The organism is Streptomyces sp. bgisy159 (assembly GCF_965341775.1).
In the GTDB taxonomy this organism is placed as follows: domain Bacteria; phylum Actinomycetota; class Actinomycetes; order Streptomycetales; family Streptomycetaceae; genus Streptomyces.
Genome location: NZ_CBDQZH010000029.1, coordinates 61,458 through 75,937, shown reverse-complemented (window position 1 = coordinate 75,937; position 14,480 = coordinate 61,458). Strand labels below are relative to the sequence as shown.

The following is a 14,480-nucleotide window of genomic DNA, read 5'->3' as shown; positions in this document are numbered from 1 at the left end:
GTTGGTGCGGGACCGTACCTCGTTCCCCGGAGGTCCGGGGCGCGACCGACTCCTCGGGCGGGCGTCGGCGCAGGCCGGGCGGCCATCGGTGCCGACGAGGAGGTCCCCGGACCGGCCCGGACCGGGGACGCCGGCGGAAACGCCGGGCGACCTCGCAACGCCGCCTGATCCGCTTACAGTTGTGGGGTGCGCCCGCCTGAGTCCGACTTGCCGCCGAGAGCGGCGTTCGCCGCCGCGCTGAGGCGTGTGCGGCGGCAACTGCCCGACGTTTCGGACGAAATGCTCGCCCGGCGGGCGAGTCGTACGCCCCTGCCGTCCGGACGTCTGGTCAGTGTCAACGCCCGTCGCCTCGGTGAGTGGCTGAACGGCCGGTCCGTCCCCCGCGACTTCCACGCCGTCCTGGCCGTCGTGCGCGCCGTGCAGTCGGCCGCCGGATCCGACGGCAGCGGCTTCTCCGTCGCCGACTGGGAACGCACGTGGCGGGCGGCCTACGAGGACCGGGCGGTCGCGGTGCCCGACCACGGTACGGCGGGCGGGGACCCGCCGCGGGACGTGGTCGTCGGCCGGCCGCCCAGTGACGCCGCATCGCTGCGCGAGAGGCCGGCCCTGGCCCACCTGATCGACGCGGCGCTGCGGGACGACGGGGTTCGGGAGGGCTCGCCGACCAGCTGACCGAGGAGTTCGGCGACCACCACGCCCTGGTGGTCGACGCGCGAAGCTGTCTGTCCCTGTGCCGCAGCCTGTCGGGGGACGCCGTCGGCGCCCGTGACGGTACGGCCGCGTTCCTCGAGGTTCTGGAGCGGCGGCTGGACGCCGGGCACCCTCGGACCCTGAGGATCCTGGCCGAGCTGGGCCGGTGGTCCGGTGAGGCGGGCGACACGTCCGCCGCGGTCGACCTGCACCTGCGGGCCGTGGCGGGGCTGGAGGCCGCCCTCGGCCGGCTCCACAGCGACACCCTGATAGCCCGGCACAATCTGGCCTACTGGCGGGGACTCGCCGGTGATCACGGGCGCGCGGTACAGGAGTTCGCCGTGGCGGCGCAGGACGCGGAGCGAGCGCTCGGCGCCGACCACCCGACCGCGCTGACGTACCGGGTCAACCTCGCCTACTGGCGGGGACTCGCGGGTGACCGGGCCGCGGCCCTGGCCGACCTGTCGGAGCTCCAGACGGCGGTCGCCGAGGTCCTAGGCACGGATCACCCGCGCGCGCTGCGGACCCGGCAGCAGAGGGCGGAACTGCTGGAACTCTCCGGTGGCCAGGAGGCGGCGATCACCCTGCTCACCGCCCTGCTGGCCGACATGGTCCGGGTCCAGGGCCGCGACCACCCCCGGACCTGCGAGGTGGCACGGTCGCTGGCCCGCTGCCGCGACCGGGTGTCCTCGGGCGGATCGCCCGGGGAGGAACAGTGCTGACCGTGATCTACAGCCCGATTCTGCCCGTCGGGCCGTCTCGCCCGCCGACCTCGAACAGTGCCGTCACGCCATGGACCCCTCGCTGGCCGAGGACGTGAGCGCACTCGTCGCCGCCGACCGCACGGCGGTCCCCGACTGCCGGGGCAACTGCACACTGCGCCGGGAACTGCGGCTGCTCGACGCGGCGGTCCGGGCCGCCACGTCGGCCCGGCGTCTGGGGGACATCGCCGTGCTGGACCTTCTGGCCCAGTGGACGCCGGGGACGCAGGGGCGACCGACCGAGTGGCCGTGTGCCTGTGGAGGCGCACGCGTCGAGAGCGAGGCGGGCCTCGCGGAGCGGGCCGACCTGCGCAACCGCATCGCCGTCGCCCGCGACGCTTTCGGCGCTTGCGCCGAGGCCAGTGGGGCGGCGGTTCGCTTGCTCCCTCATGCGACTGGAGGGCCCTAGATCGGGTGTTATTGGGCGTTATGACGGGGGACTCGCCGAGCCGAGAGGTCACCGTCCACTGGTGCCGGCTCCGCCATGACGTCACCGTGACCCGCAGACTTGAGTAGATGTCCGTTGTCCACGAGCAACCCTCGCAGGCGCGGGGACGACGGCGCGCGGATCACGGGCGACACACAGCGAGCGAAGGCTCGCACCGGTGGATGTTCCTGGGGCACCGGCGCGACGACTGTCGAGATGTGCTTGCAGACGGTTTCCAGCATTTGCGTTATACGTTTCTGTTTGTAACCTGATCTTGTGTTGATGCCGAATTACTCGGTCTGTCTCCCCGTGCCGGTGACCGCCTCGGCTCCAGCCGGGCTCCGGCCCCTCCTTGCTCGCGCCGATGCGTGACACGCTCCGGGTCCAGTTGTGGCCGCTTCCGACGCTGGGTGTCGCACTCGCCGTCGTCGCGGGTGTGGGACTGCCCCGGCTGGACGGGCGGATCCGGCACGACACGCCGCCCTGGCTGAGGGACTATCTGTTCGGCGGCAGCGCCGACGCCGCGCGCTCGGTACTGGCGGCGATCGCCGGCTCCATGGTCACGGTAACGGCGCTGACCTTCTCGCTCACCGTGGTGACGCTGCAACTGGCGAGCAGCCAGTTCTCCCCGCGGCTGCTGCGGACCTTCACCGCGGACCGGTACGTCCAGACGACCCTGGCGGTCTTCCTCGCGACGTTCACCTACGCCCTGACCGTGCTGCGCACCGTACGCACCGGCGAGGACGGGCGGACCGCGTTCGTCCCACAGGTGTCGGTCACCGTGGCCTTTCTGCTCACCCTGGCGAGCCTGTTCGCCCTGGTGCTGTTCCTGTCCCATCTGGCGCGTGAGATCCGGATCGAGACGATGATGAGCAGTGTCCACACCGCCGCCGAGCGCACCGTACGCCGGCTCCTCACGCAGAGGCAGGACCCCGCCGACGGGGAGCCCGCGGCCGGAGATCCTCCCGCCGCACCACCGGAGCCGCCCGCGAACGTACTGCCCCTGACCCCCGGCGCCTCCGGCTTCCTCACCTCCGTGGACGAGGCGGCCCTGATGAAGGCAACCGTGGAAGCCGACGCACTCGTGATCATCGATCGCCTCCCCGGAAGCTCGTTGATCGCCGGCACGCCCATGGGAGCCGCCTGGCCGCGCACCGGAGAGCCGTTCTCCCCCGCCGCACGGAGCCTCCTGACCGAAGCGGCCTCCGAGGCGGTGCGGACCGGACCCGAGCGCACCGACCTCCAGGACGTCGCCTTCGGGCTTCGGCAGCTCACCGACATCGCCGCCAAAGCCCTCTCACCAGGAATCAACGACCCGACCACCGCCGTACACGCCCTGTCCCACTCCGCCGCCCTGCTGTGCGAGCTGGCGCGCCGCGACCTCGGCCCCCGGCTGCTGCGGGATGACGACGGGCAGGTGAGAGTCATTCTGAGGCGGCCGGATCTGCAGGACCTGCTGGATCTGGCGGTGTCCCAGCCCCTGCGCTACGGCGCCGCCGAGCCCGCCGTCCTGGCACGCATCGCGATGCTGCTGCGCGAACTCGCCTGGTGCAGCACGCCCGACCAGTATCCGACCATCAACGCCGCACTCGCCCGACTGCGTTCCACCGTCGACGCCCAGAACTTCCACGCCACCGAGCACGGGCGACTCACCGAGCTGACCGCACGCGTCGACGAAGCCATGGCCGGGCGATGGACTCCTGGTCGCACGCGCTGATCCGCGGCGGGCCGCAGCCTGTCACGAGCGCGCCCAAGGCTCCCGGGACGCCCCGTGTTTCCGGGCCGCGTCCCGAGAGAGCATCGACCGCCAACGTTGACTCGTTTCAGCAGGTCAGCGCACTCTCCCCCTTGGCTTCAGCGGCACCGGCGGCAGTGCCGGTGCGGGCAGTGGCGCCCCCTCGTACCCCTTCACCTCGCCGAAGCGGGAGCCTTCCGTCCAGTCCCGCCGTGCTTGTTCGATCTCCTCCTGGGTCCGGCCGATCCAGTTCCAGAACATGATCAGCTCTTCCTCGAAGGGTTCACCGCCGAGGAGCATCAGGCCGGCGTCCGACTCGGCGCGCAGCGGGAGTTCGGTGCGGCCGCAGCCGAGGTAGAGCATGGAGCCGGGGAGGACGGGGACGCCGTCGACGTGGGCCTCGCCGGACATGGACAGGACCGCGTACTCGAAGTCCGGCTCCAGCGGCAGGCGTACGTCCGCGCCCCGGGTGAGGGCGACGTCGGCGCCGACGATCGGGGTGAACGCCGTGCCGGGCGAGGTCGCTCCGTCCAGTGAGCCGAGGATCAGGGTGGCCGCCAGGCCGGGCGCGGTGACCACCGGCAGGTCGACGTGGTGTTCGAAGCGCGGGTCGGTGTGGCGGTGGCCGTCGGGCAGGGCGACCCAGAGCTGGGCGCCGTGCAGGAAGCGGGCGTGGGGGCGGGGACTCTCCTCGGAGTGGCTGATGCCGCGGCCGGAGGTCATCAGGCCCAGCTCGCGCGGGCGGATCGTCTGCAGACTGCCGGTCGAGTCGCGGTGCAACACCTCGCCCTCGTGCAGCCAGCTCACCGTCTGCAGACCCATGTGCGGGTGGGGCGGGACCTGCATGCCGGGCTCGTCGGCGATGTCGTCGGGGCCGTAGTGGTCGACGAAGGCCCACGCGCCGACCATCCGCCGGCCGAGGTTGGGCAGCAGCCGCCGTACCTCGGTGGACTCGCCGAGCGGTACGCGGCGCGGGCTCAGGAGTTCTCGTACCGGTTCACTGACGACGAACCCGCGGCCGCCGCACACGCTGGGCACCGCCTGACGGTCAAGGTTGCTCATGCGGGTCAACCTAGCCGTGCCGCGGGCCGGACGGCATCCGGTGGCCGGTATCCGGCGAGAGTTCCGCCGTCCCTGCAGCCGTCCAGCCAGTCGGCCAGTCGGCCAGCTGCGGAATAGTAGCCATGTACATAGTTGCCATGTACTCTTTCTCTTCATGAGCAAGGGATCCTCCGGCCCCACACCCGGCTACCTGGTGTGGCGGCTGGCCAACAAGTGGCGGGTCGCCGTCGACCGGGCGCTGGCTCCGCTGGGGCTCACGCACGCGCAGTACGCGCTGCTCGCCTCCCTGTACGGCATGCGGCGCACCGGCGAGCGTCCCAGCCAGCGGCGGCTCGCCGACGTCACCGGCATGGAGGCGCTCTACGTGTCGAAGCTGGCACGCGCGCTGGAGTCCGCAGGCCTGATCGACCGCGCCCGGGACCCCCGCGACCCGCGGGCCGTTCAGCTCGCACTGACGGAGCGGGGCCAGGACATCACGCGGCGGGCCATCGCCGTGGTCCAGGTGCTGCTGGAACAGCTGCTGGAGCCGCTCGGCGGCCTCGACGCCGAGCGCACCTCCGCGTTCACCGAGACGCTGGCGACCCTTCTCGACGTACCTCTCGACCCATCCCTGTCCGACGACGAGAGCACTCAGGGGACGACATGACCACCACCACCGCCGCACCCGCCGACGCCCGCATTCTGGCACTGGCCCACTACGCCGCCCGCGGCGTCCTGGAGCGGGTGCTGGCCCGCCACGGGCTCACGTTCCAGCAGCAGGTCACACTGCGCGCCGCCATAGCGGCGGACGCACCCCGGACCCCGGACGAGCTCGTCCTTGAGGTACGCGGCTCGCTCAAGGCTGACGCGGCGGAGGTTCCCGCCGTCGTCGACGAGCTGGTGGGCAAGGAGCTGCTGGCCATGGACGGCGTGCGGCTGCGCCCCACGGACGCCGGGCGGCAGCTGCTCGCCCGCGTCACCGCCGAGACCGCTCCGGTCAGCGCGCGCATCTGGAGCGGCATCCGCGCCGAGGACCTGGCCGCCGCGGGGCGCGTCCTGGCGCTCGTCAAGGAGCGCGCCGACGCGGAGCTGGCGGCGCCGGCGTCCACCTGACTCCTGCCGACACCATTGGTGGAATATTCAACCGACTGACCCGGTTGTCGGCCCCGAAGGAGGTCACGAGTGGACACCACGTACTACTCCCACGGAGAGCCCGCCGAGCGCTGGGAGCGCGCGCAGCTGTTCTTCGACGCCAAGGACTACACCGCCGCGGCCCGCGTCCTCGACGGGCTGGTGGCACAGGTGCCGGAGCAGACCGGGCCCCGGCTGCTGCTGGCGCGGGCCTACTACCACTCGGCCCAGCTGAAGCGCGCCGAGGCGGAGTTGCGGGTCATCGTCGAACGGGAGCCGGTGGAGCACTACGCCCGGCTGCTGCTCGGCCGCACACTCGAACGGCAGGGTCGGGCGGAGGAGGCGGAGACGCACCTGCGGATCGCCTCGGCGCTGGCGGGCGACTTCCAGCAGGGGTGACCTGCAGGGGGCTCGGCAAAAGTGACCCGCGGAGGGCCCGGCAGGGGCCACCCGCAGGGGCTCGCCAGGGTCGAGGGCGGGGCCCGGTTCCGCACGGAGCCGGGCCCCGCAGGTGTCCCCCACGTGTCCGGCGGATCCGGGCCACTTACCTCTCGTCGCCATGGCATGCTGACGCGATGGCAGCTCCCCGCAGTGGTACGTCCCTTGTCGAGCAGGTCGAGGAACTCCTGGCTCCGGGAGGACCGTTGCCGATCGTCGCGGCGGGCGATCCGGTGCTGCGCGCCGGGACCGCCTCCTACGAGGGGCAGTTGGGTCCTGCGCTGCTCGACCGGTTCGTGGCGGCGCTGCGGGTCACGATGCGGACGGCTCCGGGGGTGGGGCTGGCCGCGCCGCAGGTCGGTGTGGCCCTGCGGATCGCGGTGATCGAGGATCCGGCGACCGTCCCGGCGGAGGTACGGGACGCCCGGGGCCGGGTGCCGCAGCCCTTCCGGGTTCTGGTCAACCCCTCGTACGAGGCGGCGGGGGACGAGCGCGCCGCGTTCTTCGAGGGCTGTCTGAGCGTGCCGGGGTGGCAGGCCGTGGTGACCCGGCACCGACGGGTGCGGGTGACCGGGGCCGACGAGCACGGGCGGCCGGTGGACGAGGAGTTCACCGGGTGGCCCGCCCGGATCGTGCAGCACGAGACGGACCATCTGGACGGTGTGCTGTATCTGGACCGGGCCGAGATCCGGTCGCTGTCCTCAGCCCGGGCCATGACGGAACGCTGGACGCAGCCCACCCCGGAGCGGGCCGCGCGGGCACTGGGGTTCGAGCTGCCCTGAGCCGGCATGCGCCGCGACCGGGCCGTGCCTGCGCCCGGATGTTCCTGGGGCGGGACGCGCCTGCGCCACAGTACGCCCGCGCCGGAACGCGCCTGTGCCCGGAAGGTTCCTGGGGACGGGACGCCTGCGGCGACCGCCCGCGCCGGATGCTCCCGGGGCCGGATGGTCCTGGAAAGCGATACCCCCGCGGCCGGCGTCAGTTGTCCCGGTAGGCCTCCAGCAGCCGCAGCCAGACCTCGCTGATGGTGGGGTAGGACGGGACCGCGTGCCAGAGACGGCTGAGGGGCACCTGGCCGGCCACCGCGATCGTGGCGGAGTGGATGAGTTCGCCGACGCCGGGTCCCACGAGGGTCATCCCGCGCAGGATCTCCTGCTCCAGGTCGACGACCATGCGGGCGCGGCCCCGGTAGCCGTCGGCGTACAGGCCGGCCCCCGCGACGGACGACAGGTCGACGTCGACGGCCCGCACCCGGTGTCCCGCCTGCTGCGCCTCGGCGAGGGAGAGGCCGACCGCCGCCGCCTCGGGGTCGGTGAAGACGACCTGCGGGACGGCGTGGTGGTCGGCGGTGGCGGCGTGGGCGCCCCAGGGGTCGGACTCCAGGATCGGGACGCCCGCGGCGCGGGCGGAGATGGCGGCACCGGCGATCCGCGCCTGGTACTTGCCCTGGTGGGTGAGGAGGGCGCGGTGGTTGACGTCTCCGACCGCGTAGAGCCAGTTGGTGCCGGTGACCTGGAGGCTGTCGTCGACGTCCAGCCAGGAGCCGGGCTCCAGGCCGACGGTGTGCAGGCCGATGTCGTCGGTGCGCGGGGCGCGGCCGGTGGCGAAGAGGATCTCGTCGGCCTCGATCCGGTCGCCGCCGTCGGTGACCGCCACGACCGTGCCGTCGGCGCCGCGCGTGACGGACCGGACCGAGGTGCCGGTGCGCAGGTCGGCGCCGGCCTCCGTCAGTGCCTCGGCGATCAGTTCCCCGGCGAACGGCTCCATGCGCGGCAGCAGGCCCTTGCCGCGTACCAGGAGGGTGACCCGGGCACCGAGGGCCTGCCAGACCGTGGCCATCTCGGTGGCCACGACTCCCCCGCCGACCACGATCAGCCGGCCGGGCACGGACCGCGCGGAGGTCGCCTCGCGACTGGTCCAGGGCTTGACGTCGGAGAGGCCCGGCAGGTCGGGCAGGGCGGCCCGGCTGCCGGTGCACACGGCGACGGCGTGACGGGCGGCCAGGCGGCGCTCGGTGCCGTCGGCGCCGGTGACGGCGACCGTCCGGGGGCCGGCGAGGCGGCCGTGGCCGCGGTACAGCTCGGCGCCGATGCCCGCCAGCCAGGAGACCTGGCCGTCGTCCTTCCAGTGGGAGGTGTAGTCGTCGCGGTGATCGAGAACCGCGGCCGTGTCGAGGGGACCCTGGACCGACCGGCGAAGGCCGGGGACACGGCGGGCGTCGGCGCGGGCGATGACCGGGCGCAGCAGGGCCTTGCTGGGCATGCACGCCCAGTACGAGCACTCGCCGCCGACGAGCTCGCTCTCCACGACCGCGGTGGCGAGGCCGGCGGCGCGGGTGCGGTCCGCGACGTTCTCCCCCACGGGTCCCGCGCCCAGCACCACGACGTCGTACTCGATGGTTTCCGTATCCGTCATGGGGTCAGTCTGATGGGTGAGTGTGTGCCCGGGCCACACGGGTAGGGGCGCGGAATACGCCGTCCGCCGGCCGTGTTGTGCCGGCGGCTACACCCCCTGCCGGGACCACCGGCAGGAAGCACCGGAAGAGGGTTTTACGTCATGACCAGCACCGTGGAGCTGACCAAGGAGAACTTCGACCAGACGGTCACGGAGAACGAGTTCGTCCTGATCGACTTCTGGGCGTCCTGGTGCGGGCCGTGCCGGACGTTCGCCCCGGTCTACGAGAAGGCCGCCGAGCAGAACCCCGACCTGGTGTTCGGGAAGGTGGACACCGAGGCGCAGCCGGAACTGGCGGCGGCCTTCGGGATCCAGTCGATTCCCACGCTGATGATCGTGCGTGACCAGGTCGCCGTCTTCGCCCAGCCGGGCGCGCTGCCCGAGACCGCGCTCACCGATGTGATCGGGCAGGCCCGGCGGCTCGACATGGACGAGGTCCGCAAGCAGATCGCCGAGCAGCAGAGCGCCTCTCAGCAGTCCGGCAACGAGGCCTGAGAGCGGCACGCCCATCCGTCGGCGGTCGGCGGTCGGCGGTCGGCGGTCGGCGGTCGGCGGTCGGCGGTCGGCGGTCGGCGGTCGGCGGTCGGCGGTCGGCGGTCGGCGGTCGGCGGTCGGCGGTCGGCGGTCGGCGGTCGGCGGTACATGATCGCTCAGGAGGGTCCGGGGGCACGGAAACGGACCGCCGGGTCCGTGCCGGTGGCGTCTCGGGAGCCGTCAACTGGAGTCGCGGTGCACGACCGTGGCGCCGAGCGGTTCGCGGGGGTCGAGCGGGGTCCCCGGGGCGCGCACCGCGCGGTCGACCAGTTCCGCCAGTTCGCGGCCGGACGGCAGTTCTATGTGCACGGTACTCAGTCTGGGCCGGACCAGCCTGCCGAGCAGGAGGTCGTCGGCGCCGATGACCGCGGTGTCCTCGGGGACGCGCAGCCCCGCGTCCAGCAGGGCGCTCATCAGCAGCATGGCGTACTCGTCGTTGAACGCGAACACGGCGTCGAGGTCCAGGGCGCGCCAGCGGGCGGCTAGTCCGGCGGCGGACTCCTCGGTCAGGGCGAGGTCGAGCCGGGTGAGGGTGGCGTCGGTGTCCCGCAGGGCGGCGCGGGCGCCGTCGAGGCGAGGCTTGGAGAACATGTTCATGCCGCGTTCGCGGGGTACGACGACGCCGATGCGGCGGCGGCCGCGCGCGTGCAGGTGGCGGGCGGCGGCTCGGCCGATGCCGTCGTGGTCGAGCACGATGCCGTGGGCTCCGGGGACGCGGTCGGGCCCCATGGTGACGACGGCCCGGGCGCCGGAGCGCTTGAGCACGGCCACTCCCTGGGGGCCGATGCCGGGACCGGGCACGAGGACGGCGACAGGCCTGAGTTCGGCCCAGGCGCGGGCGGCCTCGTCACCGCGTAACCCGGACGCGCCGTACTGGACGACGGTGTAATCGAGGCCGCTGAGGGCCTGCTGCAAGTCGTGCACGAACTGGCTGTAGAGCGGTCCGGCGGGCACCGGCGGGGCGGGCATCAGCACCAGACGGCTGTGTCCGGCGCGCAGGCTGCGGGCGGCGGCGTGGGGGACGTAGCCCAGTTCGCGGGCGGCGGCGCGGACCCGGCGGCGGGTGGGTTCGCTGATCCGTACGGCGCCGGAGTCGTTCAGGACGTAGGAGACGGTCGCGCGCGACACTCCGGCGAGGCGTGCCACGTCGGCGCTCGTGGGTACGGAGCGCGGCGCCGGCGGCGACGGCGGCGCGGGCGTGTTGGGTATCTGCACCATGACGTACGGCATCTTGGCAGAACCGGGAGCCCGGTTTCCGGTCCGGGATCACGGGAGCCGGCGGGACGGCGACCGGTGGGCACGACCTCGTAGGCGGTCGCCGGCGAATCCGTAGGCGTTCGCGGACGAACAGCATGCGGCCGGGGCCCGGCGGCCGAGGCGGAAGACCCCCGGAACGGTCCGGCGTCCGCTCAGGTCCAGCGCCCACTCAGATCCGGCGTCCCCGGCCCCCTCAGGTGTCCGTGTCCCGCGGGGTCGCCGTCAAGCGCTCCACCAGGTCGGTCCAGGCGGCTTCCAGGCGTTCCAGCGGCATGCCGCACTGGCGGGTGAGGTGGTACACCAGGGCGGGGTCGAGGTGGCCGAGCAGGGTCAGGGCGAGGAGGTCGCTGTCGGCGCCGGGCACGGCCTGTCGGACCAGCAGCGTGACATGGGCGCCGAGGGCGCGCAGCGCCGGGTGGGAGAAGCGGCGGGCCGCCTCGGGCTGGGCCGCCAGGTGCAGGTCGAGCTGTTCGTGGACGTGCCGCAACTGGGCCAGGCCGAACGCCTTCAGGCGCTCCGCCGGCGGCGCCCCGGGGCCCAGTGGGGGCGGGCCGCTGATGAAGGCGGCCTGCATCTGGCGGGCGGAGTGGTCGAGCAGCGCCGCCAGCAGTCCGGTGCGGTCGCCGAAGCGCCGGAAGACGGTGCCCTTGCCCACCTGGGCGGCGGTGGCGACGGCCTCCATGGTGAGGTTCGCCGCCCCGTGCTCCCTGACCAGCCGGGCCGCGGCGTCCAGCAACCGGGCCCGGTTGCGGGCGGCGTCGGCGCGCAGGCACGGCTCCTCCTCGCGGGTGCCGAGCTGGAGGATCTCGGTCCCGCCGAGTGGTTCGTGGGGTTGCGCGAAGGACGGCGGCACGGCGGACATGAACCCAGCGTAAAGCATCGGGAATGAAACTGGACCACGGTCCGTTTAGGGTGCTAGAAATTAAGCGGACCTCGGTCCGGATTGTTTCGGTACTGTTTCCTCCCTGGGAGTTGCGTCATGTCTGTCCGTATCCTCGCGCTCGTCGGCAGCCTCCGCGCCGGGTCGCACAACCGCCAGCTCGCCGAGGCGGCCGTCAAGCTCGCCCCCGAGGGCGCCGAGGTCGTGCTGTACGAGGGCCTCGCGGAGATCCCCTTCTACAACGAGGACGTCGACGTGGAGGGCGGTGTCCCCGCCGCCGCGGCCAAGCTGCGTGAGGCCGCTCAGGCCGCCGACGCCTTCCTGTTCTTCTCGCCCGAGTACAACGGCACCATCCCGGCCGTACTGAAGAACGCCATCGACTGGCTGTCCCGGCCGTACGGCGCCGGCGCCTTCGGCGGCAAGCCGGTCGCCGTGGTGGGCACCGCGTTCGGCCAGTACGGCGGCGTGTGGGCGCAGGACGAGACCCGCAAGTCGGTGGGCATCGCCGGGGGCCGGGTGATCGAGGACATCAAGCTGTCCATCCCGGGCTCCGTCACCCGTTTCGCCGCGACCCACCCGGCTGACGACGCGGAGGTCGCCGCGCAGCTGACCGAGGTCGTGACCCGACTGCAGGACCACGCCGCCGAGCCCACCGCCGCCTGACCGCCTCGACGGCCACGCACAGGAGCCGCCTCAGGAGTCGCGGCCACCTGGGCGGTACTTCCGCGGCGCCTCGACGAGGGGGCCGGAGCAGCACGCTCCGGCCCCCTTCCGGCGGTCACCGGCCGGGAATCGCCCGCCGGAGCCCACCGAAGTGCTGGAAAGCCTGAACGCAGGCCCCGTCCGGTACTAGCCTCGTGATCCCCTTTCCGGGCGAACTGGCGTACGGCGACAATGACTTCGGGAGTTCCGTGTCCGACCAGCGGCCAACACCACCGGGTCCCGCGGCGCACGAGGCCGCCGCGCTCCGGCAGACCGGCGCGTCTCCCCTGCGGCCCGGCGATCCGGCCCGGGTCGGCCCCCACGTACCTCTGGCCCTGCTCGGCAGCGGCGGCATGGGGCGGGTCTATCTGGCGCGGGCCGCTGACGACCGGCCGGGGCTGTCCGCGGTGAAGGTGATCCGGCCGGAGTACGCCGAGGACGTCCGGTTCCGGCGGCGCTTCGCCCAGGAGGCGGCGGTGCACTCCCGGGTCGGCCCGCCGCACGCTCCCCGGCTGTGCGGCACCGGCTTCGACGACGACCTGCTGTGGACGGCGACCGAGTACCTGCCCGGCCTCGACCTGGCGACCGCGGTCCGCGGCGACGGCCCGCTGCCGGCCCCCGCCGTGTGGGAGCTGGTGGCGCGGCTGGGGCGGGCGCTCGCCGCGCTGGCCGGCGCGGGCATCGTGCACCGGGACCTGAAGCCGTCCAACGTGCTGCTGTCCCTGCCGGGCGCCCAGGTGATCGACTTCGGGATCGCCAAGGCCGCCGACGCGAGCGCGATCACCGGCACGGGCAACCGGGTGGGCACCCCCGCCTACATGTCACCCGAGTACCTGCGCACCGGTCACTGCGACGCCGCCTCCGACGTGTTCTCGCTGGCGGGCACCCTGGTGTTCGCGGCGGCCGGCCGGGCCCCGTTCGGCGACGGCACCGGCGTCGACGTGATGCACCGGGTGGCCTTCGAACCGCCCGACCCGCGGACGATCGCCGTGATCGCGGCCGCCGACCCTGAGCTGGGCCGGCTGCTGTCCGCCTGCCTCGCCAAGGACCCCACCGCCCGACCGGCCCCGCTCGACCTGGTCGCCACCGCCGAACTCCGCACCCCGGTGGCCGGCTGGCCCGAACCGCTGCACAGCCGGCTGCTGGCGCGGCAGCGGGCGTACGAGACGCTGCGCCGCCTTCCGGTGGCGCGGGCGGCGGCGCTGCGGCCGCCGGAACGGCGGGCCGGAGCTGCGGCCCCGCCCCGCCTCCCCGCGCAGCAGGCGGCACCCGTGCGCTCGGCGGGCCGGGGCCGGACGCGGCTGCTCGGGGTCGCCGCCGGTGTCGCTCTGGCCGCCGCCACCGCCGGGCTGGTCGCCCACAGCGAGCGGCACGGTCCCGCGACCGCCGAGGCGCCCGAGAAGGTCGCGCCGCCGTCCGGTGTGACCGACGCGGTACCGGAGAAGGCCGAAGCGCCGCCGGAGCCCGGCACCCCCGCGCGGGCCTCCGCCGCGGGCCGGGCGAGCGGCCGGGCGGAGACCGGTGCGGAGGCCGCCGAGAGCCCGGGTCCCGCCACGCTCCGCGCCGCGCCGCCCGCGACCGCGCCGACGCCGCCCGCGAGAACCACGCCCGCGCCCGCCGCGAGCACCCCGGGGGCCGAGTCCGCCGAATCCTCCGCCGACTCTCCCTGCACGCACTACCCCGGGAGCGGGCGCACCCGCCGCGGCGACAGCGGCAGAAAAGTCTCGCAGGTGCAGTGCCTGCTCGGCGAACGCGGCTACGGTCACGGAGGGCCCGACCCGGACGGCACGTTCGGCGCCGGTACGGAGACCGCCGTGCGGGCCTTCCAGGGCGACCGGGGCCTCCCGGCAGACGGGGTCGTGGACCACGCCACCTGGGTCGCCCTCCGCGGCGCCGAGTGAGCGCGGGGCCACCCGGGGGTGCCTCCATGTCTTTCGTCAAGCGAGCCACTGAGCCATGCGGAGCGCTTTCTTGGTGGGTGTTTGTGGTTGGGTGGGGCGTGCGCGGGCGTCGGGAAACAGGTGGGGGTATTGCGCCGGTGGTGGATGTCCGCTGCCCGTGCGCTGCCCCATTCGGGTGGTATCGGTGTTCTGTTAAGGACAGTTGACGGCGTGTTGCCTACCGTGAGTGGTGCGGGTGAAGCATCACGGGTCGAGTGGGTGTCCCGCGTGGCGGACGTCGGCGCCAGGTGCGAGCCCTTCCGGGAGGGTCTCGCCTGCTTCCCACTGACTGCATCACCGAAGCCCGAGGGCGCCTCCGCTGTGTGCGTGTCGACCGGCCTGGGCTGGCACTGACCCCGCGAGTCGTCGGTCCGGCTGTTGTGCGCCGGTACCGCCTTTGCTCAACGGACCTGGTCTCCCCCCACCGACCCCATCACGCACAAGGGGTGGCGAAAGATGCTCGTACTTCCCTCATGCGGCCGCAGGCCCC

15 protein-coding genes are annotated in these 14,480 nt (G+C 73.5%); 11 read left to right on the top strand and 4 right to left on the bottom strand.

Annotated features, from left to right (window positions below; all coding sequences use genetic code 11):
* The first annotated feature begins 186 nt into the window (after window positions 1–186).
* The 4 genes from ACSLTV_RS25055 (at window position 187) to ACSLTV_RS25040 (ending at window position 3,595) form a co-directional block, all read left to right on the top strand.
* Window positions 187–672: a hypothetical protein gene (locus ACSLTV_RS25055; RefSeq protein WP_435612937.1), complete on the top strand. Its 486-nt coding sequence runs from the start codon at window positions 187–189 to the stop codon at window positions 670–672.
* Between the two features lie 29 nt (window positions 673–701).
* Complete coding sequence (locus ACSLTV_RS25050) at window positions 702–1,412, top strand: tetratricopeptide repeat protein (protein WP_435612936.1); 711 nt, start codon at window positions 702–704, stop codon at window positions 1,410–1,412.
* A 70-nt stretch (window positions 1,413–1,482) separates the two neighbouring features.
* The gene (locus tag ACSLTV_RS25045; RefSeq protein ID WP_435612935.1) at window positions 1,483–1,860 is read left to right on the top strand and encodes a hypothetical protein; all 378 of its coding nucleotides are present in this window, start codon (window positions 1,483–1,485) and stop codon (window positions 1,858–1,860) included.
* A gap of 382 nt (window positions 1,861–2,242) precedes the next feature.
* A complete protein-coding gene (locus tag ACSLTV_RS25040) occupies window positions 2,243–3,595 on the top strand; it encodes a DUF2254 domain-containing protein (protein WP_435612934.1) in 1,353 nt (450 codons plus the stop codon).
* Window positions 3,596–3,709: 114 nt separating this feature from the next.
* Here the strand turns inward: ACSLTV_RS25040 and ACSLTV_RS25035 are convergent, their stop codons facing one another.
* Entirely contained in the window at window positions 3,710–4,675 is a 966-nt protein-coding gene (locus tag ACSLTV_RS25035) for a pirin family protein (RefSeq protein WP_435612933.1), read from the bottom strand.
* 154 nt (window positions 4,676–4,829) lie between these two features.
* Between ACSLTV_RS25035 and ACSLTV_RS25030 the strand changes: the two genes are divergently transcribed.
* The 4 genes from ACSLTV_RS25030 (at window position 4,830) to ACSLTV_RS25015 (ending at window position 7,005) form a co-directional block, all read left to right on the top strand.
* Window positions 4,830–5,321, top strand: a complete 492-nt coding sequence (locus tag ACSLTV_RS25030) for a MarR family winged helix-turn-helix transcriptional regulator (RefSeq protein ID WP_435612932.1) — start codon at window positions 4,830–4,832, stop codon at window positions 5,319–5,321.
* On the top strand, window positions 5,318–5,767 hold the full coding sequence (locus tag ACSLTV_RS25025) for a MarR family transcriptional regulator (RefSeq protein ID WP_435612931.1): 450 nt from the start codon (window positions 5,318–5,320) through the stop codon (window positions 5,765–5,767). Before ACSLTV_RS25030 ends, ACSLTV_RS25025 begins: the two co-directional genes overlap by 4 nt.
* Before the next feature lie 69 nt (window positions 5,768–5,836).
* Window positions 5,837–6,184 carry a tetratricopeptide repeat protein gene (locus ACSLTV_RS25020; RefSeq protein ID WP_432136699.1) on the top strand — a complete coding sequence of 116 codons (348 nt, stop codon included), beginning with the start codon at window positions 5,837–5,839 and terminating at the stop codon, window positions 6,182–6,184.
* 176 nt (window positions 6,185–6,360) lie between these two features.
* Complete coding sequence (locus tag ACSLTV_RS25015) at window positions 6,361–7,005, top strand: peptide deformylase (protein ID WP_432155318.1); 645 nt, start codon at window positions 6,361–6,363, stop codon at window positions 7,003–7,005.
* Window positions 7,006–7,201: 196 nt separating this feature from the next.
* On the opposite strand, the gene ACSLTV_RS25010 is transcribed toward ACSLTV_RS25015, so the two are convergent.
* Entirely contained in the window at window positions 7,202–8,638 is a 1,437-nt protein-coding gene (locus ACSLTV_RS25010) for a dihydrolipoyl dehydrogenase family protein (RefSeq protein ID WP_435612930.1), read from the bottom strand.
* 141 nt (window positions 8,639–8,779) lie between these two features.
* On the opposite strand from ACSLTV_RS25010, the gene trxA reads away from it, so the two are divergent.
* On the top strand, window positions 8,780–9,172 hold the full coding sequence (gene trxA / locus ACSLTV_RS25005) for a thioredoxin (protein ID WP_435612929.1): 393 nt from the start codon (window positions 8,780–8,782) through the stop codon (window positions 9,170–9,172).
* A gap of 219 nt (window positions 9,173–9,391) precedes the next feature.
* Here the strand turns inward: trxA and ACSLTV_RS25000 are convergent, their stop codons facing one another.
* Together ACSLTV_RS25000 and ACSLTV_RS24995 are read right to left on the bottom strand one after the other, a co-directional pair.
* Window positions 9,392–10,441 carry a LacI family DNA-binding transcriptional regulator gene (locus ACSLTV_RS25000; protein ID WP_432136703.1) on the bottom strand — a complete coding sequence of 350 codons (1,050 nt, stop codon included), beginning with the start codon at window positions 10,439–10,441 and terminating at the stop codon, window positions 9,392–9,394.
* A 220-nt stretch (window positions 10,442–10,661) separates the two neighbouring features.
* A complete protein-coding gene (locus ACSLTV_RS24995; RefSeq protein WP_435612928.1) occupies window positions 10,662–11,348 on the bottom strand; it encodes a TetR/AcrR family transcriptional regulator in 687 nt (228 codons plus the stop codon).
* A 99-nt stretch (window positions 11,349–11,447) separates the two neighbouring features.
* Here ACSLTV_RS24995 and ACSLTV_RS24990 point away from each other — a divergent pair, with 99 nt between their 5' ends.
* Together ACSLTV_RS24990 and ACSLTV_RS24985 are read left to right on the top strand one after the other, a co-directional pair.
* A complete protein-coding gene (locus ACSLTV_RS24990; RefSeq protein ID WP_432155321.1) occupies window positions 11,448–12,011 on the top strand; it encodes an NAD(P)H-dependent oxidoreductase in 564 nt (187 codons plus the stop codon).
* 248 nt (window positions 12,012–12,259) lie between these two features.
* On the top strand, window positions 12,260–13,951 hold the full coding sequence (locus ACSLTV_RS24985; protein WP_435612948.1) for a protein kinase domain-containing protein: 1,692 nt from the start codon (window positions 12,260–12,262) through the stop codon (window positions 13,949–13,951).
* The last annotated feature ends 529 nt before the right edge of the window (window positions 13,952–14,480 follow it).

Bases quoted from the DNA above. Each gene is read 5' to 3' on its own strand.
- ACSLTV_RS25045 (WP_435612935.1), top strand. From the start codon at position 1,483: ATGGACCCCTCGCTGGCCGAGGACGTGAGCGCACTCGTCGCCGCCGAC.
- ACSLTV_RS25040 (WP_435612934.1), top strand. From the start codon at position 2,243: ATGCGTGACACGCTCCGGGTCCAGTTGTGGCCGCTTCCGACGCTGGGT.
- ACSLTV_RS25035 (WP_435612933.1), bottom strand. From the start codon at position 4,675: ATGAGCAACCTTGACCGTCAGGCGGTGCCCAGCGTGTGCGGCGGCCGC.
- ACSLTV_RS25030 (WP_435612932.1), top strand. From the start codon at position 4,830: ATGAGCAAGGGATCCTCCGGCCCCACACCCGGCTACCTGGTGTGGCGG.
- ACSLTV_RS25025 (WP_435612931.1), top strand. From the start codon at position 5,318: ATGACCACCACCACCGCCGCACCCGCCGACGCCCGCATTCTGGCACTG.
- ACSLTV_RS25015 (WP_432155318.1), top strand. From the start codon at position 6,361: ATGGCAGCTCCCCGCAGTGGTACGTCCCTTGTCGAGCAGGTCGAGGAA.
- ACSLTV_RS25010 (WP_435612930.1), bottom strand. From the start codon at position 8,638: ATGACGGATACGGAAACCATCGAGTACGACGTCGTGGTGCTGGGCGCG.
- trxA (WP_435612929.1), top strand. From the start codon at position 8,780: ATGACCAGCACCGTGGAGCTGACCAAGGAGAACTTCGACCAGACGGTC.
- ACSLTV_RS25000 (WP_432136703.1), bottom strand. From the start codon at position 10,441: ATGCCGTACGTCATGGTGCAGATACCCAACACGCCCGCGCCGCCGTCG.
- ACSLTV_RS24995 (WP_435612928.1), bottom strand. From the start codon at position 11,348: ATGCTTTACGCTGGGTTCATGTCCGCCGTGCCGCCGTCCTTCGCGCAA.
- ACSLTV_RS24990 (WP_432155321.1), top strand. From the start codon at position 11,448: ATGTCTGTCCGTATCCTCGCGCTCGTCGGCAGCCTCCGCGCCGGGTCG.